Annotated in this window: 18 protein-coding genes and 2 pseudogenes; 9 read left to right on the top strand and 11 right to left on the bottom strand. The window is 72.2% G+C overall.

Annotated features, from left to right (window positions below; all coding sequences use genetic code 11):
- Positions 1 to 12: 12 nt before the first annotated feature.
- Positions 13 to 966: an AraC-like ligand-binding domain-containing protein gene (locus tag ACZ6K0_RS10100; protein WP_469233965.1), complete on the bottom strand. Its 954-nt coding sequence runs from the start codon at positions 964 to 966 to the stop codon at positions 13 to 15.
- 162 nt (positions 967 to 1,128) lie between these two features.
- Here ACZ6K0_RS10100 and ACZ6K0_RS10095 point away from each other — a divergent pair, with 162 nt between their 5' ends.
- The 6 genes from ACZ6K0_RS10095 to ACZ6K0_RS10070 all read left to right on the top strand — a co-directional run bounded on the left by ACZ6K0_RS10095 (position 1,129) and on the right by ACZ6K0_RS10070 (position 9,033).
- Positions 1,129 to 2,004 carry a branched-chain amino acid ABC transporter permease gene (locus ACZ6K0_RS10095; RefSeq protein ID WP_376406630.1) on the top strand — a complete coding sequence of 292 codons (876 nt, stop codon included), beginning with the start codon at positions 1,129 to 1,131 and terminating at the stop codon, positions 2,002 to 2,004.
- The gene (locus ACZ6K0_RS10090) at positions 1,965 to 3,203 is read left to right on the top strand and encodes an ABC transporter substrate-binding protein (RefSeq protein WP_376406627.1); all 1,239 of its coding nucleotides are present in this window, start codon (positions 1,965 to 1,967) and stop codon (positions 3,201 to 3,203) included. The genes ACZ6K0_RS10095 and ACZ6K0_RS10090 overlap by 40 nt, the downstream gene beginning before the upstream one ends.
- A complete protein-coding gene (locus ACZ6K0_RS10085) occupies positions 3,200 to 4,969 on the top strand; it encodes a branched-chain amino acid ABC transporter ATP-binding protein/permease (RefSeq protein WP_469233968.1) in 1,770 nt (589 codons plus the stop codon). The genes ACZ6K0_RS10090 and ACZ6K0_RS10085 overlap by 4 nt, the downstream gene beginning before the upstream one ends.
- A complete protein-coding gene (locus tag ACZ6K0_RS10080; RefSeq protein ID WP_376406623.1) occupies positions 4,969 to 5,652 on the top strand; it encodes an ABC transporter ATP-binding protein in 684 nt (227 codons plus the stop codon). The genes ACZ6K0_RS10085 and ACZ6K0_RS10080 overlap by 1 nt, the downstream gene beginning before the upstream one ends.
- Positions 5,653 to 5,873: 221 nt before the next feature.
- Positions 5,874 to 7,286 (top strand): amidase, encoded by a 1,413-nt coding sequence (locus ACZ6K0_RS10075; protein ID WP_469233971.1) that lies wholly within the window; start codon positions 5,874 to 5,876, stop codon positions 7,284 to 7,286.
- A gap of 109 nt (positions 7,287 to 7,395) precedes the next feature.
- Positions 7,396 to 9,033, top strand: coding sequence for a flavin monoamine oxidase family protein (locus ACZ6K0_RS10070; RefSeq protein WP_469233973.1), 1,638 nt, complete (start codon positions 7,396 to 7,398; stop codon positions 9,031 to 9,033).
- 65 nt (positions 9,034 to 9,098) lie between these two features.
- On the opposite strand, the pseudogene ACZ6K0_RS10065 reads toward ACZ6K0_RS10070, so the two are convergent.
- Both ACZ6K0_RS10065 and ACZ6K0_RS10060 read right to left on the bottom strand, forming a co-directional pair.
- Positions 9,099 to 9,227, bottom strand: a pseudogene (locus tag ACZ6K0_RS10065) (IS982 family transposase); the annotation flags it as partial.
- A gap of 10 nt (positions 9,228 to 9,237) precedes the next feature.
- Entirely contained in the window at positions 9,238 to 9,969 is a 732-nt protein-coding gene (locus tag ACZ6K0_RS10060; protein ID WP_376406617.1) for an SDR family oxidoreductase, read from the bottom strand.
- Positions 9,970 to 10,064: 95 nt separating this feature from the next.
- Between ACZ6K0_RS10060 and ACZ6K0_RS10055 the strand changes: the two genes are divergently transcribed.
- Positions 10,065 to 10,916: a LysR family transcriptional regulator gene (locus ACZ6K0_RS10055; protein ID WP_469233975.1), complete on the top strand. Its 852-nt coding sequence runs from the start codon at positions 10,065 to 10,067 to the stop codon at positions 10,914 to 10,916.
- 100 nt (positions 10,917 to 11,016) lie between these two features.
- Here ACZ6K0_RS10055 and ACZ6K0_RS10050 read toward each other — a convergent pair whose 3' ends face one another.
- The 3 genes and pseudogenes from ACZ6K0_RS10050 to ACZ6K0_RS10040 form a co-directional block, all read right to left on the bottom strand.
- Positions 11,017 to 11,856, bottom strand: a complete 840-nt coding sequence (locus ACZ6K0_RS10050) for a transposase family protein (protein WP_469233977.1) — start codon at positions 11,854 to 11,856, stop codon at positions 11,017 to 11,019.
- Positions 11,857 to 11,908: 52 nt separating this feature from the next.
- Positions 11,909 to 12,364 carry a hypothetical protein gene (locus tag ACZ6K0_RS10045; protein WP_469233979.1) on the bottom strand — a complete coding sequence of 152 codons (456 nt, stop codon included), beginning with the start codon at positions 12,362 to 12,364 and terminating at the stop codon, positions 11,909 to 11,911.
- 203 nt (positions 12,365 to 12,567) lie between these two features.
- Positions 12,568 to 12,804: pseudogene (locus tag ACZ6K0_RS10040) on the bottom strand (helix-turn-helix domain-containing protein); the annotation flags it as partial.
- Positions 12,805 to 13,152: 348 nt separating this feature from the next.
- Between ACZ6K0_RS10040 and ACZ6K0_RS10035 the strand changes: the two are divergent.
- The gene (locus tag ACZ6K0_RS10035) at positions 13,153 to 14,076 is read left to right on the top strand and encodes a hypothetical protein (RefSeq protein WP_376406750.1); all 924 of its coding nucleotides are present in this window, start codon (positions 13,153 to 13,155) and stop codon (positions 14,074 to 14,076) included.
- A 49-nt stretch (positions 14,077 to 14,125) separates the two neighbouring features.
- Here ACZ6K0_RS10035 and ACZ6K0_RS10030 read toward each other — a convergent pair whose 3' ends face one another.
- From ACZ6K0_RS10030 to ACZ6K0_RS10020, 3 genes are all read right to left on the bottom strand, one after another.
- Positions 14,126 to 14,551, bottom strand: a complete 426-nt coding sequence (locus tag ACZ6K0_RS10030) for a transposase (protein WP_469234333.1) — start codon at positions 14,549 to 14,551, stop codon at positions 14,126 to 14,128.
- 5 nt (positions 14,552 to 14,556) lie between these two features.
- Entirely contained in the window at positions 14,557 to 15,063 is a 507-nt protein-coding gene (locus ACZ6K0_RS10025; protein WP_469233981.1) for a helix-turn-helix domain-containing protein, read from the bottom strand.
- A gap of 156 nt (positions 15,064 to 15,219) precedes the next feature.
- Entirely contained in the window at positions 15,220 to 15,723 is a 504-nt protein-coding gene (locus ACZ6K0_RS10020) for a hypothetical protein (RefSeq protein ID WP_376406746.1), read from the bottom strand.
- Positions 15,724 to 16,464: 741 nt separating this feature from the next.
- On the opposite strand from ACZ6K0_RS10020, the gene ACZ6K0_RS10015 reads away from it, so the two are divergent.
- Positions 16,465 to 16,926, top strand: coding sequence for a nuclear transport factor 2 family protein (locus ACZ6K0_RS10015; protein ID WP_469233983.1), 462 nt, complete (start codon positions 16,465 to 16,467; stop codon positions 16,924 to 16,926).
- Between the two features lie 24 nt (positions 16,927 to 16,950).
- On the opposite strand, the gene ACZ6K0_RS10010 is transcribed toward ACZ6K0_RS10015, so the two are convergent.
- Both ACZ6K0_RS10010 and ACZ6K0_RS10005 read right to left on the bottom strand, forming a co-directional pair.
- Positions 16,951 to 18,345: an SWIM zinc finger family protein gene (locus ACZ6K0_RS10010; RefSeq protein WP_469233984.1), complete on the bottom strand. Its 1,395-nt coding sequence runs from the start codon at positions 18,343 to 18,345 to the stop codon at positions 16,951 to 16,953.
- Positions 18,342 to 21,263, bottom strand: coding sequence for an SNF2-related protein (locus ACZ6K0_RS10005; protein ID WP_469234342.1), 2,922 nt, complete (start codon positions 21,261 to 21,263; stop codon positions 18,342 to 18,344). The genes ACZ6K0_RS10010 and ACZ6K0_RS10005 overlap by 4 nt, the downstream gene beginning before the upstream one ends.
- Positions 21,264 to 21,483 lie beyond the last annotated feature (220 nt).

Here is a 21,483-nt window from a genome sequence, read left to right as displayed (position 1 = left end):
CTCTCCGGCGGATCAGGCCCGCGCGTGCGCCTGCTCCCGTACCGCCCGCGGCGACAGGCCGAACTCCGCCCGGAACACCCGGCTGAAATGGCTCGCCTCGCCCAGCCCCCTGCGGGCCGCGAGGACGTACGCGGGGAGGTGGGCCAGCGCCGGATCGACGAGGTCCTGCCGTATCCGTTCCAGTCGGCGGCGCCGCACGTGGTCGCTCACCGTCACTCCCGACTCCCTGAAGAGCGCGTGCAGATGGCGTACGGAGATGTGGTGCGCCGCCGCGATCGTCCCCGGTGACAGGTCCTCCGCCAGCCGGTCGTCGATGTACGCGAGGACCCGGTCCAGCGCCCCCGCCGCCCCGCCGCCGACCGCCGCCCCGGAGCCGCCCGCCTCGCGCAGCAGCGTCCGCAGGATCGCCGAGACGTGCTCGCCCATCTCCCGGCGGGCCAACGGGCCGAAACCGTGCGCCCGTTCGGCCAGCTCACCGACCACCGCCGCGAGCACCCGCCCGCTCGGCGAGCGCGGCAGCTCGGCGTTGGCGGTCACCGCACCGCCCGTCGTCGCCAACTGCCCCGCCGTCCCCGCGTCCAGGGTGAGCACGAAGTACCGGTGGCCGGAATCGAGTTCCAGCCGGAAGGGACGCGCACCCGTGTAGAGGACGAAGTCCCCGGGGGCGAGCTCCGCCTGCCGCCCGTCCTGCTCCAGCTCGCCCCGCCCCGACACCAGCAGACCGAGGAGATGGCCGGGCCTGGGCGCCGCGGGGGAGGGCCGGGGCATCACCCGGATCGCCTGCTCCCCGCTGATGTCGCAGCCGCTCAGCGCGCCGAACTGGCTCGGCCGCATCTCGGCGGCGTACCCCTCGCCGCCCACAAGGGCACGGACCAGCACCGTGTCGGAGGCTCCCGACAGATCCGCCGACGCGGTGTCGAGATAGCCGAAGACCAGGTTGCCGTCGTCCCGTCGCTCCACCGGCATGTCGTGCTCCTCCCACCCCGCCCGCACCGGACGCACCCTTCGCGCCGTCCGGTCCGCGCACTGCGGGCACAGAACTCTGCGCTGCCGGACCAGTGCCCACCACGGGATTGCCAGATGCTCGCAGAGTCCCTGCTGCACCCGGAAGCACACAGGCGGTAACAGATGGATGTACTTCTGGCCATCGTTGGCCAGTTCGGCCTCTACGGCCTGCTCACGGTCGGCATCGCGGTGATCTTCGCGGCGACGCGGGTCGTCAACCTCGCCCAGGGCGACCTGGCCATGGTCGGCGCCTACGTCGCCGCCACCGCGACCACCGCCCCCTTCGGAGTCCGGACCCTGCTCGCCCTCGCCGTCGGCGCGCCCCTGCTCCTGATCGTCGAGCGGCTGCTGCTGCGCCGACCCGGCTCCGACGGGCTCGCTGCCATGCTCGTCACCTGGGGCCTGGGCATGGCCCTGCGGCAGGGGGCGGAACTCCTCTTCACCGGAACCTCCCGCACCGTCGCCGTACCCGTGGACGGCACCCTCGACGTCCTCGGCACCCCGTACCCGGCCTACCGGCTGGTCTGCGCGCTGACCGCGATCGCCGTCATCGGCCTCGTCCTCCTCGCCGCCCACCGCACCGACTGGGGCCTGCGGCTGCGCGCAGTGGCCGACAACCCGGCCATGGCGGCGCTGCTCGGCACCGATCCGCGCCGCATGCGCGCCACCGCCTTCGCGATCGGCGGCCTCCTGGCCGTCCTCGCCGGAGCCCTCTACAGCCCCGTCCTCGCCGTCAACCCCAGCATGGGTTTCGGCCTGCTGGTCCCCGTCTTCTTCGGCCTGCTGCTCAGCCGCCCCGGCGCCCTCGCCACCGCCGCCGGCGCCGCCCTGCTGATCTCCGCGCTGTCGGTCCTGCTGCGCACGTGGCTCTCCGACACCCTCGCCGAAGCCCTCTTCTACGCCGTCGTCGTCGCGATCGCCGCACTGCGCTCGCGCCCCTGGATCGGAAGGTTCTCCGCATGGTTCCGTCGTACCCCCGCGCCCGCGGCCACCGCATGACGCGCTCGACCCGGACCGCCGTGCTCGCGGCGGCCGGCACCCTCACCCTCGCGCTCACCGGCTGTCAGGGCGCGGCACTCTCCGACGACGAGGCGCCGGCCGTCGGCGGACCGGTGCGGATCGGTGTGGTCGTCCCCCTCACCGGGCCGGTCTCCCAGGTGGGCACCGCTCTGCGCAACGGTCTCGAACTGGCCGTCAAGAAGGTCAACGCCGACGGAGGCGTGCACGGCCGGCCTGTGGAGTACGTGGTCGTCGACGACGCCGGTGACCCGGCGAACTCCACCCAGCTCGCCCGCCGTCTGGTTCGCCAGGACAAGGTGACGATGCTGTTCGGCACCATCACCGGCGACACGGCCGAAGCCGTCGGCAGGGTCGCCGACGAGGCGCACGTCCCCTTCGGCACCGCGATCCTCGGCGACACCGAGCACTGCTTCGCCTACCAGTGGGGCTTCGGCGAGTCCACCCGCCAGATGCTGACCCCCACCGTGCCCGGACTGATCAAGAAGTACGGCACCAAGGTCGCCCTCGTCGGCTCCGACTACAACTACCCGCGCTTCTACGGCGGCATCGCCAAGGAGCTGGTGAAGGAGGCGGGCGGCAGCGTCGTCGCCGAGGAGTACAGCCCCCTCGGGCAGACCGACTGGCAGCCCGTCATCGGCCGGCTCAGGTCCGAGAAGCCCGACACCGTACTCTCCATGGTCGTCGGCGCGGATGCGGTCACCTTCAGCAAGCAGGCACAGCAGTTCGGCCTCCTCACCCCGGAGCTCGGCTTCGAGGGTGCGCCCCTGGACGCGGACTTCCAGCCCGCCCTCGGCGCGCTCGTCGCGGGCCGCACCCACACCGTGCGCTGGAGCGACCGGCTGGACGACGCCGAGAGTCGCGGATTCGTGAAGGACTACCGGACGGCCCACCAGTGGAAGGCGCCGATCCCCGAGGTCGCGGGCAACGCCTACTTCGGCGTCAGGTTCTTCCTGGCTGCCGCCGCCAAGGCCGGCTCCAGCGACCCCGAGGCCGTCAACAAGGCGATCGGCGGCCTGTCCTTCGACAGCCCCCTGGGCAAGGGCACGCGATTCGAGGCCGCCAACCACGTCCTCCAGGCCGACATGCGGGAGGTCACCATCGGCCGCGACGGCGCGTACACCGTGACCCGGACCCACCCGATGGTCGCCGACACGACCCCGAAGAAGGGCTGCTCGTGACCGTCCCCGCCGCGCCGGGAGCCCCCATCGCGTCCGCTGTCGCGACCGCCCCGCCCGCCTCCAGGCCCGTCGGCGGCCTCCGCCGGACACTGCGCCGCGCCCTCCCCGCGGTCGCGGGCGCGGCCCTGCTCGCCGCCCCCTTCGGTCTCGACGCCTTCGCCGTCTCCACCCTCACCCTGGGCCTCTGCTACGGCCTCTTCGCCTACGGCCTCGACCTCAGCTGGGGGAGGGCCGGACTCCTCAGCGTCGGACACGCCGCGTTCTTCGGTCTCGGCGCGTACGCCGTCGCCCTCGGGCAGGAGCACCGGCTCCCCTGGGCGCTGACGGTCACCGCGGCCGTCGTCGCCGCCGTGGCGATCGCCCTGCCCGTCGTACGCATCGGCCTGGCCGCCCGGGTCCCCGACGCGCCACTGATCCTCCTGACCATCGGCGTCGGACTGCTGCTCCAGCGCGCCGCCACCACCCTCACCCCCGTCACGGGCGGGACGAACGGCCTGTCCGTCTCCGGGCCCGACGTGGTGACCTCCTACTACGTCACCCTCGCCGCCGTCGCGGCCGTGGTGGCCCTCTGCGGAATGCTCGTCGTACGCGGCCGCTTCGGCGCCCGGCTCGTGGCCGCCGCCCGCAACCCCGACCGGGCCGCCCAGAGCGGCATCGACGGCACCCGGGTGCGCACGACCGCGTTCGCCGCGAGCGCGGCCGTCGCGGCCCTGGCCGGAGCCCTGTACGCGCCCGTGGCGGGCCTGGTGTCGCCGCAGGTGTTCGGCCTCGGGCTGTCGACGTCCGTACTGATCTGGCTGGCCCTCGGCGGACGCGAGTCCACCGCGGGGCCGTTCGTCGGCGCGATCGCCGTCACCGCGGGCCAGCAGTTCCTGGGCTCCACCTGGCAGGGCTGGTACGTCCTCGCCCTCGCCGCCCTCTTCCTGCTCGTCGTCCAGGTGGCGCCGGCCGGGCTCACCGCCGCCCCGCGCCGCTGGCTGGCCGGCCCGGGACCCGCCGTCCGGCTCCCGGTCACGAGCCGCCGCGTCCCACGCCGCACGACGCGGGAACCCGGCCGTGAAGCGGCACCGGAAACCCCGCTCGTCGTCACCGGCGTCCGTAAGTCGTTCGGCCCCGTCGAGGTGCTCGCCGGAGTCGACCTCACCGTCGAAGCGGGCCGCTGCGTCTGCCTGATCGGCCCGAACGGAGCCGGCAAGAGCACCTTCCTGAACGTCGTCGCCGGGCAGCTCGCCCCGGACGCCGGCACCCTGCGCCTCTTCGGCACCGACGCGGCCGGGCTTCCGGTCCACCGCCGGGTCGGACTCGGCGTCGGCCGGATGTTCCAGATCCCCAGCGTCGTCGCCGAACTCTCCCCGGCCGACAACCTCCGCCTCGCCCGGATCGAGGCACCCGAACCCACCGACCCGCCCGCCGAGTTCGGCGACCTCGCCGACGACGAGCTCCGGCCCGCCGGCACCCTCCCGCTCGCCGACCGCCGACGCCTGGAACTGGCCATGGTGCTCGCCGCCGCGCCCCGGCTTCTGCTGCTCGACGAACCCGCCGCCGGACTCGGCCCCGACGACGCCCGCCGCCTCACCCGCGAACTCCGCGAGGTCAACCGGCGCACCGGCTGCGCCCTGCTCGTGGTCGAGCACGACATGGACATCGTCCGGGAACTCGCCGACGAGGTCGTGGTCCTGGCCGAGGGACGCGTGCTCGCCCGCGGTCCGCTCGACGCGGTGGCGGCCGACCCGGCCGTCCGCGCCGCCTACCTGGGAGTGCGCTGATGCTCGAACTGACCGGCCTCGCCGGCGGATACGGCCAGGCCGCCGTCGTCCGGCCGGCCGACCTGACCGTACGCGGCGGCGAGATCACCGCCCTGATCGGCCGCAACGGCGCGGGGAAGACCACCCTGCTGCGGACCGTCTTCGGCCTCGCCGACCGGCACGGCGGGAGCGTGACCCTCGACGGCCGCGCCCTGCCGCCGGGCCGCCCCGAACTCCTCGCACGGGCCGGTGCCACGCTCATGCCCGAGGACCGGGGCGTGTTCCCCGCACTCACCGTCGCCGAGAACCTCCGGCTGGCCCGTCGCCGCGACGTCGTCCCGGCCGTCGACCCGTACACCGTCTTCCCGCTGCTCACGGACCGTGCCCGGCAACAGGCCGGGACGCTCTCCGGAGGGCAGAAGCAACAACTGGGCATCGCCCGCGCCATGCTGGCCGGCCGGACCCTCGTCGCGGTCGACGAACTCACCCAGGGCCTCCAGCCCTCCGTGGTCGCCGACGTCCTGGAGGCCCTCGGCGCGATCGCTGCCTCCGGAGTGGCCGTCCTCCTGGTCGACCAGCACGCCGGCACGCTCCTCGACCACAGTCGGCACGTCGTGGTGATGGAGGCCGGAAGGGTCGTCCTCGACGCGCCGAACGAACCGGGCCTGCGCGACCGGCTCGACGAGATCCTCGCGGTCCACTGACCGCCTCGCCCCCGAGCGCAGCGCCCCCGTGCGGTCCGCCGATCCCGAGCGCGGTCCGCTGACCGCCCCCCTCGGGGGCGGCCCGCCGTCCACCTCGCCCTGCGCGATCCGCCGTCCCCTTGCGCGGTCCGCCGACCGCCCCGCCCCGCACGGTTCGCCGACCGCCTCGCCCCGCGCGGTCCGCCGACCGCCCCGCCCTTCCTTCCCTGGAGCCGTTCACCATGGACCCCTTCGCCTCAGCCACCGACCTCGCGGCGGCGATCCGCCGGCGCGACCTCAGCCCTGTCGAGGTCGCCGACACCTACCTCCGGCGGATCGCGGAGCACGACGGCGAGCTCGCCGCGTTCACCTGGCTCGACGAGGACGCCGTCCTCGCCGCCGCCCGCCGCGCCGAACAGGCCGTCGTCGACGGTGACCTCCTCGCGCCCTTCCACGGAGTGCCCGTTCCCGTCAAGGAGTTGACCCAGGTCGAGGGCCAGCCCGCCACGTACGGCTCGTACGGCGTCGACGACCGCCCCCGTACCCTCACCGAGCCGGTGGTCCGCCGCCTCCTCGACGCCGGATTCCTCCTCATGGGCCGCACCAACTCGCCCGAGATGGGGCTCCTGTCGACCACCGACAACAGCCGCTTCGGCAGCACCCGCAACCCCTGGAGCCCCGAGCACTCCGCCGGCGGCTCCAGCGGCGGTGCCGCGGCGGCCGTCGCCGCCGGCCTCGCGCCCGTCGCCCACGCCAACGACGGCGGCGGCTCGATCCGCATGCCGTCCTCCTCCTGCGGCCTGCTCGGCCTCAAGCCCAGCCGCGGCCGCGTCCCCCAGCAGGTCCCCGGCTGGGAGCACGCCACCGTCGAGGGCGCCATCACCCGCACGACCCGCGACGCCGCCGCCCTGCTCGACGCGATGTCCGTACCCGACCGACTCGCCATGTACCAGGCACCCGCCCCCGACCGGCCCTACCTCGACGAGGTCGGCCGCGACGGCGGTCGCCTGCGGATCGGCCTCCTCACCGAGGCGCCCACCGGTCTCCCCGTCGACCCGCAGTGCGTCGCGGCGGCCGAGCACACCGCCCGGCTCCTCGTCGCCCTCGGCCACCACGTCGCCCCCGCCGCACCCCGCTTCTTCAGCGAGGAGGCGATCACCGGGTATGCGCAGACCGTCCTGGACGCGGCGCTCTGGGCGGCCCCGTACCAGCAGCCGGAGCTCGCCGAGCCGCACCTGCGGTTCCGGATGGACCGGGCCGCCGGCCGGCACTCCGGCGAGTACACCCGGGCCGCGAACCTGCTGGCCGAGGAGGCCCGGGCGGTCCGCGCCCAGTGGGGCCAGGAGTTCGACCTGCTGCTCACCCCCACCATGGCCTGCCTGCCGCCGCAGGTGGACGCCCTGCTGAAGGAGGCCAACGCGGACCCCGGCGGCCCCCGCACCACCGAGACGCAGATGATCTCCTTCACCGCGATCTGCAACATCACGGGCCAGCCCGCCGTCAGCCTGCCCACCTTCACCTCGGCCGAGGGCCTCCCCGTCGGCAGCCAGCTGATCGCCGGGCCGTGGGACGAGGCCGTCCTCCTTCGGGTCGCCGCCGAACTGGAGGAGCTGGACCGCTGGCCGCTCCGCCGCCCCGCGCGCTACCAGGGCTGATCCCCGAGCCCTCCGCGCGTGGCGCCTCCCCTCGTCGGCGGTGACACCGCGCCACCGCCGCCACCGGTTCCCCTCCCAGGGAACCGGCCCCCTCTGGAAGGAGCCGTACATGGCACGCACCGCACCGGCCCGTATGCTGCGCCGGATCGTCGCCGAACACGCCACCGCCGCCGAGATCGCCGCCGCCACCGCCGGTCGGGCCGCCGGGGCACCGTCGCGCCGCACCGTCCTCGGCGGGCTCGCCGCCGGCGTGGGCCTGGCCGCGACCACCGGCGTGGCCGCGGCCTCCACCGCCCAGGCCTCCACGGCCTCCGGCACCCCGCCGGTGGTCGCGATCGTCGGCGCCGGCATCGCGGGACTCACCGCCGCCCTCCAGCTGGCCGACCACGGCATCGCCTGCGCCGTCTACGAGGCCGACACCCGCGTCGGCGGCCGGATGTACTCCAATCCCGCCGGCGCCTACTGGGCCGACGGGCAGACCTCCGAATGGGGCGGCGAGATGATCGACACCCCGCACGTCGTCATGCAGTCGCTCGCCTCCCGCTTCGGCCTGCCCCTCGACGACCTGCGCGCCGCCGAACCCGCCGGTTCCACCGAGGTCTACCGCTTCGACGGCGCGTACTACACCTACGCCCAGGCGAGCGCCGACTTCAAGAAGCTGAAGCCGGTCATCCAGCAGGACGAGGCCACCTTCGACTGGCCCGTCGCCTGGAACTCCGCCAACGGCCCCGGCGCCGTGACCCTGTCGAACATGTCCATCCACGAGTGGATCGCCACCCGTGTCCCGGGCGGGCACAGCTCGCCGTTCGGGCAGCTCCTCGACGTCGCCTACACCACCGAGTTCGGCGTGGACACCCATGCCTCGTCGGCGCTCGGCATCGTCGGGCTCCTCGGCTACCAGCCCGTTCCCAACGGCTTCGCGCTCTTCGGGGAGAGCGACACCCGCTACCGCGTCCGCGGTGGCAACCAGCGGATCCCGCAGGCCATCGCCGCCGCCCTGCCCCCGGGGACCGTACGCCACGGCTGGCGGCTCACGAAGGTGGCGGCCGCGGCGGGCGGCCGCCAGTCGCTCACCTTCACCGTCGACGGCTGTTCGCAGACGGTGCTCGCCGACCACACGGTGCTCGCCCTGCCGGTGGGCGTGCTCCAGCGGGTGAACCTGTCCACCGCCGGCTTCGACAGCCGCAAGCTCGCCGGCATCGCCGCGATGACGATGGGGCAGAACTGCAAGCTGTCGATGCAGTTCGACACCCGTCACTGGAATGCCTCCGGCCCGTGGGGGATCGCCAGCGGCAGCACGATGAGCGACACCGGCTACCAGACCTCCTGGGACTCCAGCCGGGCCCAGCCCGGCGGGAAAGGCATCCTGACGGTCTACGCGGGCGGCGGGCACGCCGCGGACTTCACCCCGTCGACGCCGTTCCGCACGGCCGCCGACCCGCAGATCGCCGCCTACGCCCAGGCGGCGCTGGCCCAGCTCGAACCGGTCTTCCCGGGCCTCACCGCCCACTGGACCGGCAAGGCCACGCTCGCCGCCTGGCCGCTCAACCCGAACGCGCGAGGCTCGTACTCGGCTTGGCCGCCCGGCTACGCACACCAGTACGCCGGCTACGAGGGTGTCCGTCAGGGCAACACCCACTTCGCGGGCGAGCACACCTCCGAGGCGGCCCAGGGCTACATGGAGGGCGGCGCCGAGTCGGGTCAGCGCGCGGCCGACGAGATCCTCGGCGACCTCGGCGTCCTGTAGGAACCGAAGGGCCCGCCGGAGTGATTCCGGCGGGCCCGACAAGATGCCGTCCAGATGTATGACGGGACCTGGGCGATCAGGTCGGTGGCCTTGCGCAGGCGCCGGTTGTGGCCGGACTGACCGGGCAGGCAGGGGAACAGGGGCCGCAGGTGGGCCTGGTCGTGGCGGATCCAGCGGCGTTCGGAGGTGAAGCCGCCGTGCACATCACCAGGGCACTACGCCGGCGTCGTCGAAGAACTGTCCCGTGGGGCCGTCGTCGGGCAGGGTCGCGAGCTTGACGGCGATCGCCGCGCCTTGTTCGGGGGTGCGCACGCCGCGGAAGCCGTTGAGGTCGGTGGCGACGTAGCCGGGGCAGCCGGTGTTGATGAGGATGTTCGTGCCGCTCAGCTCCCGGGCGTATTGCAGGGTGACGGCGTTCAGGAACGTCTTCGACGGCGCGTACGCCGCGGACACGGGACCTGCCGTCTGCTCGGCGGCGGGTCCTGACTGCCGGGTGAGGGAGCCGACGCTGCTGGACATGTTCACGATCCGTGGTGCGGCGGAGCGGCGCAGCAGCGGCAGCATCGCGTTGGTGACGCGGATGACGCCGATCACGTTGGTGTCCACGACGGTGTGGATGGTGGCGGGGTCGATCCGGGTGGGCTCCTGTGGCAGGTCGCCTGCGATGGCGGCGTTGTTGACGAGCACGTCGAGGCGTCCGGCCTGTTCGTCGATCAGCCGTGCGGCGGCGGTCGCGCTCGCCTCGTCGGTCACGTCCAGCGGTACGGCGAACGCGTCGATGCCGGCGGCGCGCAGCTTCTCCACCGCGGCGCTTCGGCGCCGGTCGTCGCGGGCGCCGACGCCGACGGTCCAGCCGAGGGTGCCCAGGCCTGCGGCGATCTCGTAGCCGATTCCCTTGTTCGCGCCGGTGACCAGCGCGATCGTCCGTTCAGTCATGGGGACGATGTTGCCTTCGGGCCTCGGCGGGGGTCCAAGACCGATCGGTTGCGCAACGATACCGTCAGGGTATCGATCCGGGATAGCGTGGCCGGATGGAGACCCGGGAACTGCGGTATTTCGTCGCTGTCGCTGAAGAACTGCACTTCGGGCGTGCCGCCCAACGGCTCGGGATCGCGCAGCCACCGTTGTCGCGGGCGATCCAGCAGCTCGAACGCCGGCTCGGGGCAGTGCTGTTGGATCGGACCAGTCGCACTGTCACGCTGACCGAGGCCGGCTCGGTGCTGTTGGTCGAGGGCCGGGCGGCTCTCGACGCGGTCGAGGCCGCCGAGCGTCGGACCCGCCGCGCCGCCCTTTCCGTGACCGGCCGCCCCGGCCTGGTCCTGGTCACGAAGGCCAGCGCGTCCAGGGAACTGCTGGCGAGACTGCTCGACGCGTACGCCGCCGAACCCGGCGCGGTCCCCGTCGACGTCATCCTGTGCGGTCCGGCCGAGCAGGAACGACTCCTGCGCGAAGGCCGGGCCGACGTGGCGCTGCTGCACCGGCCGTTCGACTCGACGGCCGGATTCCACACCGAGGAGCTCAGCACGGAGAGTCAGGTCGTGGTCCTGCCGGCCGGGCATCCGCTCACCGCACGGGCCCATGTGCACATGGCCGACATCACCGGGCTGCCGGGCCTGCCCCTCCCACGCTGGCCCAAGCCCGACGGCACCTACCCGCCCGGGCCCGGCCCGCGGGTCCGCGACCATGCGCAGTTGTTGCAGCTCGTCGCGCTCGGCCGTGCCTGTGCGGTCTCACCGGCGTCGTGCCGAGCCCAACTGCACGGTGACCTCGCCGCCGTGCCCGTGCTGGACGCGCCGACGGTCACCACCGTGATCGCCTGGCCACCGCACAGCCGGTCCAGAGCCGTCGCCGACCTCATCCGGACCGCGACACGTCTCCAGTGAGTTGTGTTCATCCTGAATGTGCAGGTCGCGGGGGTGGCGTGGGCGGGTGATGTCGTACTCGTGCTGGTTGTCGCGGCCTGTCTGGCGTGATGATCGTCGGTCAGCGGGCGATCTCGTGCTGGGTGAGGATCATCAGCGCCCGGACGAGGCGGGTGGCCCACTTCACGTCGAGGCGGAGCTTGGTCAGCACGCGCCAGTTCTTCAGGTGCGCGAAGGCGTGCTCGCATACCGCCCGTTCCGCCGCGATCAGCTGGTTGACCAGCTTCTTCGCGGGCGGGAGCTTCTTGCCCTTGGGCTTCTTGTAGCCGGTGATGACCGCCGGGTCGGTGTCCGGCCCGCTGTCGTCGAGGCCGACGAAGCCGAGGTCGGCGATCGCGGTGAGGCCGGCCGCTCGGAGTCGGCCGACCAGGTCGTCGTGGCGACAAGCGGTGATCTCCGAGCCGCGGGCCGGCCGGGCGGTGGAGGTCCACAACAGACGGCCACGGGTGTCGGTCAGGGTGATGCCCAGCAGCCCGTGCCGTTTGTGCTTGGCTGACCAGCGGCGCCTGATGGGCAGGCCGGCGCGGCGCTGGGTGGGTATCAGCGACCCGTCGAGCAGGACGACGCTGCCACCCTCGCGGGCGATTTTCGCCAGCACCCGCTCCAGCCGCGGCGCCTTGGCGGCCAGCAGGTCGATGGTCTCTTTCAGCCACCGGTCCAGGGTGGTGCGCGAGACATCGACGGCGCCGGCGAGGTCGGCCAGGCGCTGGTCATGCCGCAGCGCGGCGAGCCCGATCACCGCGATCCGCCCGACCGGCAGCTTGCGCCACCGCGAGCCGATCTTCTTCAGATGGGCACTCAGCAGCGATGTCAGGAACCGCAGGGTGTGCGTGGACAGCGGCAGCCTGCACTGGTAGACAAGCTCGGTGTGGTCCCCGGTCGGGGTGTTGTTTGTAGGCATGCATCATCAACTCGCGCCGGGGTCCCGCACGTTACGGCCTGCGGGCCATGGATTACAGCCGGGTGGTGAAGGTGCCGTTCGCCAGTTTGTGCAGCCAGCCCCGCCCGGCCGGCTTCGACAGCTTCCCGCGCAACGGCTCCAGCCGGCCCGGCACCGAGACCTCGATACCGAGATCGGCGCCGACGTCCTTGACCATCACCGGCCCGCCCGCGGCCTTAACGATCTGCAGCATCCGCTGGTAGTCGCCGGGCAGCGCGGACGCATCCGCCACCTCACTGCGGTGCGGCACCTTCAACACCGGCCGGCCCCCGACCTGCACCCGCTCGGGCAGACCGGCGTCCTGCCCGGCGGCGGCCTCGGCTTCCTGCTCGTACAGACGGCGCAGCACCCGCTCCGCCACCGCGAGTTCCTCACGCTCGGCGTCCACCTCGGCAAGCTGCTTGGCCAGCGCCTCCGCGAGCTGGTCCAGCTCGGCCCGGCGACCTGCGATCTTCTCCAGCGACGACACGGAATCTCTCCCCAACGACCAGGCACTCCGCCCGAGATCGCAGGAACCCCGCCGCCCACGGCGCGGCAAAAACCGGAAACACCCAACCCCGACCCGTCAGATGATCTACTCGCCACACTCCCGCCCTCGACCAGCGCGAGTACGCCACCCGCCACCCACGCCAGCACCGCTGACCAGGGGACATTCAGGTTGGGTAGGTCTCACTGAGCGTCCAACGCTTCCAGGTCCTTCTCGTTGAACGCGTGGATCACATCCCGGACGGTGTCCTCGTGGCCGGCGACCAACCGCGCGATCGCCGCCACCCTGGTGCCCGACGCCGACGCCATGATGATCAGCGCCCGAGGTACCCGCACCGACTCGTGGCGGCCCCGCCGGACGATCTGCTGCAGGCGCTGTCCCTCTTGATCAGTCAACCGACGTGCTCTGACTGGCTCTGCCATGCGGCACCTCGCTCCCGACAGCAACCACGTTGCCAGCGAGTTAGCCGTCAAACCCCGACACCACGAACATTCACGGATACATCGTCAGACCCGGTCAACGTTCGTGGCCGACGCACTAGACAACACGCGACCGGATGTACAACGTTGGATCTAGCCCGTGGGAACATACGCGCGATCAAGCACGCCCAAGTACCTCCGTGCCCGCGACCCCAAAGGGGAATCAACATGCTGCCCACCCGAATAACGATGTCCATCGCGATCGCCGCGCTAGTGGCTGGTGGTGCCGTCATGACCGCCACCGCACAGTCAGCATCGGCATCAACGTCGGCATCGGCATCGATATCGGCATTGGCCGAGGATGCCAACTGTCGTACGACGACGGGGACCCAGGACTTCTACGCCGGGCCGTCCGCCAGCGAGACGTACGACAGCACGTTCCACAACAGCGTGGTCGTGCCGCAGGGTCTGTACGACGGCGGATTCACTCCGCAGGGTCTGGCGTACTGGAACAACTGGGACGGGACGACCGAGGACGTCCTGCTGATCTCGGCGTACCACTCGAGCGCTGACGGCGCGAGCGCGATCTGGGGCATCGCCCTGAGCGGCCCACGCCGGGGCCAGAGCCTTGGTCACATGCTGATCCCCAACACCCACGCGGGCGGCATAGTCGTGACCGGCGATCACGTGTACGTCAGCGGCGAGGGCAGCGTGAAGTACTGGTCGACCGCCACCGTGCATGCGGAGCTGGCGGGCGCCAACACAAACAACGTGATCCAGCCGAAGGGGACGCAGGACATCGCCGGCAAGGGTTCGTTCCTCGGACTCGGCGGTGGCCAGGGCACCACCTTGTGGACCGGCGACTTCTCCGAGACGAGCCACGAAAGCATGTGGCAGTACTCGACGAGCAGCAGCGGCGCGCTGACGTACACCGGCAAGAAGCGCTGGGTGCCGACGAAGACCCAGGGCATGGCGGTCGTCGGCGACAAGTACATCTTCTCCACGTCGTACGGCCGCGACAACCGCAGTAACGTCTGGGTGCGACCCACGTCGTACGAGACAGACATCACCGATGGGACGGCTTTCTGCATGCGCGCCCCCTCGATGATGGAGGGCCTGGCGTACGGCAACTCCGACGGCAACGAGCACGTCTGGGCGCTCTACGAGAGCGGAGCCGAGCCGTACGTCAGCGACCCGAACACGCTCAACAAGATCAAGAACATCCACTGGGCCGGCGGATCCGAGCTGGCCGGGCTGTACGGCCTGGGCGACTGACACCATCGACGCTCCTGCGGCTGACCAGGGATGTCGAGCTAGTGGCCCGTCACGCAGCATTGGCCGGGTAATGCGTCCAGGCGCGGATAGGTGAGCCGGGGGCGAAGTTGATCTTCGGTTCCGCGCGGGTGTTGCGCCAGCGGACGTAGGCGGCGATGGCGGCGTTTTGTTCGTCGTGGCTGCGATGGTCGGTGCCGTTGAGCGCGAAGTAACGCGGGGCCGCAAACTCGGCCTCGATCCAGTTCAGCCAGGAGCCGTAGGTCGGCAGGAAGACCAGCTCGATGTCGTTGTCGATCGCCCAGGCGCGGACGTCTGCGTGCTTGTGTGGGGAGAAGTTGTCCAGCACCACATACAGCTTCTCCCCGGGCCAGCGGGCGCGCAGCCTCTTGAGGAGGTCGAGGAACTCGCGCCAGCGCTTGCGCCGGCGGATGCGGTCGTACAGCTTGCCGGTGGTCAGATCGAGGGCGGCGAGCATGTGCCTCACGCCGCCGTAGCGTACAGCGCCAGGATGCGGTGCATCTTGGCGATGAACTCCGGGTCGGTGGACGTCTTCCAGGTAGTGGTGGTTTTCCAGGAGACCTTGCCGACGCGCAGGATTCGGCGCAGGGTCTCACGGCTGATGGCCGCGGTTACCTTCTGCTTGATGAGGTGGTCGGCGAGCTTGCTCAGGCTCCAGGTGGAGAACGCGGTGATCTTCCAGTCTGTGGGGGACGTCCGGGCGATCAGGCAGATGTGCTCGCGCACCTGGTCACTGATCGTCCTGGGGCGTCCCCCGCTCCATTTTGGGTCCAGCGCGTCGAACCCACGCTCGTTGAAGGCGTGGATGACATCGCGGACGTAGTCCTCGCCGACCTGCATCAGCATGGTGATGTCCTTGACCGTCTGGCCTTGAGCGGACACCAGCACCACGATCGCCCGGCGGAGTTTCACCGGGTCCTTCGCGGTCCGGCTGATCTGCTGCAGCCGGAGGCCCTCCTCCACGCTCACCGGCCGGACGAACAGACTCGGTCGACGCCCCACGACCACCTCCAAGATCGGTCTTGGAGACAGTCTGCTGACCGACGACCAGCAGGTCATGTCACTGGGCTGAGGACTTCGGTTGGCGAGTCGGCAGGGCGGAGTTTACGAACGGGCACCCCCCAGTCACATGGCTGGCGGTTCCAGGTCGACCCCGTCACGGAATCGGAACCCCAAGGCGTGAACAAGCGCGAAGACCAAGTCCTCCGCCAGCGGATCACACTCAGCCACCAGGGCAGCCCTGAGCGCCACCGGGTCCGGCTGAAGGCCAGCCCCTCGGGCCCAGGTTGCAGCTCGCTCGCCCACTTCGGACACATCACCGACCCACTCACCGGGGAGGCCGTAATCCCGCGCCATCTCCGGCGACAAAGCGCATTGCCATGACAGGCCATCGGGACTCGTTGCCTGAACCGTCGCGAAGTCGCTGTCGACCACATGACAGACCAGGACAGAAGCGCGCGTCTCACCAATGATCGAAGGGTCCGGATCCGCGATAGGGCTCGCTTGTAGGATCTGCCACTCGCCATCACATGCCCACCAGAACGGCACACAGTCCGAGGCCCGCATCGCCGCCAACTCCGTCAGCGGCCGACCGGCTCGCGCCACGATGAAAGACCCCGAGAACCCCATGACCGGGAACCATAGCCGCGATCACTGACACCGTTGATTACCCGGCCAAGACTGGGTGACGAGCCACTGGACAGGCACAGGAGCGTCGTGCAGTGCCCTCAGTGAGTTGTGTTCATCCTGAATGTGCAGGTCGCGGGGGTGGCGTGGGCGAGTGATGTCGTACTCGTGCTGGTTGTCGGGGCCTGTCTGGCGTGATGATCGTCGGTCAGCGGGCGATCTCGTGCAGCCCTGCCGCAGGGAACACGACAAAGCCGGAATCCCCATCCCCGACGCGTCAGATGATCTACTCTCCAGCCTCCCACCCCGACCGGTGTGAGTACGCCACCGGTCGCCCACGCCAGCACACGTGACCAGCGCGAATTCAGGTTGTGCACCTCTCAGTGGCTCCCACACGCCCGGCCGGGCTCCACCCGTCGTGGCCCGCGAGCACGCGCCGGGCGACCCTGATCGCGACGCGCTCGAAGGTCTGTCCGCCGTGTTGTTCCAGGTCGAGCCGCCCTTCAAGGGTGCGTGTCGTCCATCGGCCCGATGTTCGGAGTCGCTGGGCTGGGGGCGGTCGTCCCCTCCATCGCGTTCCTCCGATTGCGTCGTCGATCCTCACGTAAAGTGCGATCAAGAGGTCTCCAAGTCGGGCGTCACAACCGGAACTTGGAGGCCCTCGCCACGTCCGCACGCGCCCGGAGTCCCAGCCCATCGCTCGAAGCAGCTCAGCCTCGCGTTGACGAACGGAGCCCAACCACCATGCCGGACACAACCTCGGCCACTCCCGGCCCTCGTGAGGTCCTGGCCCGTTACCAGCGGGCGATGCTCGACAAATCCGCGGACGACCTGGCCGATCTGTACGCGCTCGACGCCGTCCACGAGTTCCCGTTCCTCTTCCCCGGCATGCCTCCGCGTTACCAGGGACGCGAAGAGGTCCGCGCGGGCTACCGAGCGGCCTGGGGCGCAAGCCCGGCGCAACCGCAGGAGATCCGCGAAGTCGTCGTGCACGAAAGCACCGACTCCGAAGTGATCACCGTCGAGCAGGTCGTCACCGGGACCGTGACCACGACCGGCCGGTCCTTCAGCTTTCCCGGCCTCCTCGTGATCAGGGTCCGCGACGGCCAGATCGTGCATGTCCGCGACTACATGGACGGGCTCGGCGTGGCGCACGCCATGGATCGGCTGACCGCCGTGGTCGCCGGCCTCAGCGACCGCCGCTGAGGCCCGGACCTCGGACCCGTTCGTCTAGGCGACGTCCGTGCCGGAGGCATCGGCCGCGAGGGCCGTGGCCAGGGCCGATGCCGGGTCGCGGTCCGCCGAGCCCGTGGGGGACCAGCGGCCGGCCGCCTTCCGGTACGGCCACCAGCGGCCGTCCGCACCGAGCCGCAGCTGCGCCTCCGTGCCCACCACCGTCCAGCGCCCGCCGGCCGTCCGCCGCAGCACCGGCCGTTCGCCGTCCTCCCAGGCCTCCGCGAGCTGCGCCGTGGCCCGGGCGAGGGTCTCGGCGTCCGGCGTCCACTCCTCCTCCAGTACGGCGAGGGCGGCGCCCCCGCCGAACCGCCACGCGCGCGTGCCCGCGTCCAGATCCGCCCGCGACCGGCCCGAACCGGCCGCCAGCCGCGCCGTGATCCAGGACGCGGGAGAACCCGCCGCGAGGCGCACCGCGTCCTGAGCGACCGTCAGCGACGGTTCCACGAGCTCCCGTCCGCCACCCCCGAGCGCCCCGAGGAGCATCCGGTGCGCGCGGGCCGCCGCGTCCGTCGCGAGGAACTCCAGCGCCGTCGGATCGACCCCGGGCTCCGGATCCGTCTCCGAGTCCAGGGAGGGCGGTTCGCCCGGTGCCGACAGGGGCGTGGGCGGGGCGGGCAGCGGCGGCAGGATGTCCCGCGCCGCGTACGCCTCCACCGCCGACACGCCCGGCATGCCCCCGGGACCCTCCGCCCCGTCCCCGTCCCCGTACCCGTTCCCGTACCCGTACCCGTCCCCGTTCCCGGTTCCCTTCCCGGACCCGCCGCGCACCGCAGGCGACGCGGCCCGCCGCGCGCTGCGGCTCTGGAGCTGGTCGAGGAGCGTCCGCTCTCCGCGCCCCCGCATCAGCAGCAGCACGAACGGGTCCTCGTCGAGCAGCCTCGCCACCTGGTAGCAGAGCGCCGACGTGTGCGGGCAGTGGTCCCACGCCTCGCAGCCGCACTCCGGATCGAGATCGCCGATCCCCGGCAGCAGGTCGAGGCCCGCCACGGCCGCGTCCTCCACCAGGTGCGGCGGCATCTCGCGGTCGAGGAGCGCCGCGATGTGCCCCACGCTGTCCACGGCCAGGTCGAGCAGCCGCTCCCACTCGTCCTCGGAGAACTCCCGCACCAGCACGTCGCTGCGGTGCGCCGTACCGTCGCCGTCCTTGACCATGGCCGTGATGCGGCCGGGCCGCACCGACACGGCGCCCACCGCGCCCGCGCGCGCGTGGCGGCGTCCGGCCTTCAGCTGCTGGCCGTCGAGCGCCGTGTCCTCCAGCGCCTTGAGCCACGCCAGGCCCCACCAGGTCCTGGCGAACGCCGCGCCCTTGGCCGGCGGAAGCGCCGCGAACGTCCGCTCGTCGTCCCCGCCCCCGTGTCCGCCCGCGTGTCCGTGTCCGTACCCGCTCATCGTCCGTCCCCTCGCAGTCGTACGAGCTCCGCCAGTTCCGCGTCGGTCAGTTCGGTCAGTTCCGGTGGGGCGTCCCCGCCCGTCCCGAGAACGGCGTCCGCCAGTTCCCGTTTGCGGTCGAGCATGGCGGCGATCCGGTCCTCGACCGTGCCCTCGGCGATCAGCCGGTGCACCTGCACCGGCCGGTCCTGACCGATCCGGTACGCGCGGTCGGTGGCCTGCGCCTCCACGGCCGGGTTCCACCAGCGGTCGTAGTGCACGACGTGCTCGGCGCGGGTGAGGTTGAGCCCGGTGCCGGCGGCCTTCAGCGAGAGGAGGAAGACGGGGACCTCCCCGTCCTGGAACCGCGCCACCATCGCCTCGCGCTCGGCGACGGGCGTACCGCCGTGCAGGAACTGCGCCCGCACGCCCCGGGCCGCGAGATGCGCCTCCAGGATCCGGGCCATCGCCACGTACTGGGTGAAGACCAGGGTGCTCGCGCCCTCGGAGAGGATCGTGTCGAGGAGTTCGTCGAGCAGCTCCAGCTTGCCCGAGCGGCCCTCGATCCTCGGCCGGTCCTTCTTCAGGCGCAGGTCCTCCTTGAGGTACTGGGCCGGGTGGTTGCAGATCTGCTTCAGACCGGTCAGCAGCTTCATCACGAGCCCGCGGCGCTCCATGCCGTCGGCGGCGGCGATCGCCTCCAGGGTCTCGCGGACCACCGCCTCGTACAGACCGGCCTGTTCCGGTGTGAGGGAGACGGTCCGGTCGGTCTCCGTCTTCGGCGGCAGTTCGGGTGCGATGCCCGGGTCCGACTTGCGGCGGCGCAGCAGGAACGGGCGGACCAGCGCGCCGAGCCGCTCGGCGGCGGCCGGATCCCCGCCGCCCTCGACGGCGGCGGCGAAGCGCGTACGGAAGGCGCCGAGACTGCCGAGGAGGCCAGGAGTGGTCCAGTCGAGGATCGCCCACAGCTCTGAGAGGTTGTTCTCCACCGGGGTGCCGGACAGTGCCACGCGCGCGCGTGCCCCGATCGTCCGCAGGGCACGCGCGGTCGCCGAGTACGGGTTCTTGACGTGCTGCGCCTCGTCCGCGACGAGCAGTGCCCAGCCGCGCGCCGCGAGCCGCTCGCTGTCGAGCCGCATGGTGCCGTACGTGGTGAGGACGAAGCCGTCGGTGACGTCCTCCAGGTCGCGCGTGGCGCCGTGGAAGCGGCGGACCGGCGTGCCGGGCGCGAACTTCTCGATCTCGCGCTGCCAGTTGCCCATGAGTGACGTCGGGCAGACGACCAGCGTGGGCCCGGCGGAAGCGGGGTCGGTCTGCCGGTGCAGATGGAGCGCGATGACGGTGATCGTCTTGCCGAGGCCCATGTCGTCGGCGAGGCAGCCGCCGAGGCCCAGGGAGGTCATGCGGTGCAGCCAGTCGAGCCCGCGCAGCTGGTAGTCGCGCAGGGTCGCGGCGAGCGCGGCGGGCTGCTCGACCTCGGGCCGGTCGCCCTCCGGTTCGGCGAGGCGCTCCCTCAACCGCTCCAGCCAGCCGGACGCGGCCACCGAGACGGGGCGGCCGTCGATCTCGGTCGTGCCGGTGAGCACGGCCGAGAGGGCGTCCACGGGCGTGACCTTGCGGTCCTGCTGGGAACGGGCCCGGAGCACCTCGGCCGGGTCGACGAGGACCCAGCGGTCCCGCAGCCGGACGAGGGGGCGCCCGGCCTCGGCGAGCCCGTCGAGCTCGGCCCGGGTCAGCTCGTTCCCGCCCAGCGCGAAGCGCCAGTTGAAGGCGAGCAGGGCGTCGGCGGAGAGGAGGGAGGGCAGGGCGCCGCCGAAGGGGCCGCGCGCTCCGTCCGGCGTGTCGTGGCTCCCGCCCGGCGTCCGGTCGCCTCCGTCCGGCGTGTCGCCGTCCGCAAGGGGCCCGCCGCCGATTCCGTGGCGCGCGCCGTTCTGTTCGTCCTCCGCGGCCGCCGGGCCGATCACCGCCCGGGCGGTGAGCCGGTCGGCGAGCTCGCGCGGCCAGTGGACCTGGACGCCCGTCGCCGCGAGGGCCCGGGCCGCCGGGCCCAGGAGCTCCGCGACCTCCTCGTCGGCGAGTTCGACGGTGTCGGGCACGGCCGCCGTCAGGAGCGGGGCCAGCGGCGGCCAGGCACGGGAGGCGCGCCGGAGTGCGAGGAGCGCGTCCATCCGGGCCCGGGGGCCGAACGCGCCGGCCGTCGCGCCGGACCCCGCCCACACCTCCGCGGCGTCCGCGACCAGCGTCGGGTCGGCGACGCCGTGCAGCTGGAGGACCGCGCGGAAGGCGGGCGCCTCACGCGACTCGGCGGTGAAGCCGGGGAGTTCGAGCCGGAGCGACAGTCGCACGCCCGCGTCGTGACCCGCCGCCACGTCGGCGGCCCAGGCCCGCTGTTCGGGGACGGACTGCGGCGCGTCGGCCGCGAACGCGGGCCCGCCGGCCGCGAGGGACGCCGCCGGGGTCCGCGGCAGCGTGTCCGCGACCGCGTCGGCGAACGCCCGGAGCAGCGCCTCGGGTTCGGGCAGCAGCAACGGCTCGTCGGGGGAGAGGGGCACGGCGTGGGCGCTCGGCGGCATCGAGGCGGCGAGGGTGCGCAGACGCGCCAGCTCCTCGGGGCCGAGCGGCCCGGCCCGCCACGCGTCGTGGTCGCCGGGGGTCAGACCGGGCAGCAGCAGCCCGCGTGCGACGAGGTCCAGGGCGAGGAGGGTCGCGGCGCCCCAGAACGCCGCGGCGGGCGAGGCGTCGTCCGCGAACCGGGCTCCGGCGAGCAGCGGCAGTGCGTCCCGTACGGAGAGGGTGTGCGCGGGGACGGTCACGGGCCGGAGGCTGTCGCCGTCCACGACCGTGAGCTCGGTGGTCGTGACTTCGGTGTTCGTGGGTTCGGTGTTCGTGGAGACGACGCCGTCCGGCAGCGCGTCGCCCTCCGGGGACCAGAAGGCGATCCGACCCGCTCGGGGCGGGTCGGCGGGAAGGAAGACGGCGGGAAGGAAGACGGCGGGGCGGAGGGTGAGTTCGTGGGCGGAATCATCAGGTCCGTACGACAGCGACAACGCATTCCTCAAATTTGACTACCTGGCGACCGAGCGGCCGAGGATACCTGAAGTCACCACCTCGACGCGTCCGCCGCACGCGTGATCCACGCCACAGTCGTATCGCGCCCCA

This window comes from Streptomyces sp. NPDC042346 (assembly GCF_055581845.1).
The sequence above is the reverse complement of the archived record's forward strand: the minus strand, read 5'-3'. Positions and strand labels throughout refer to the sequence as shown.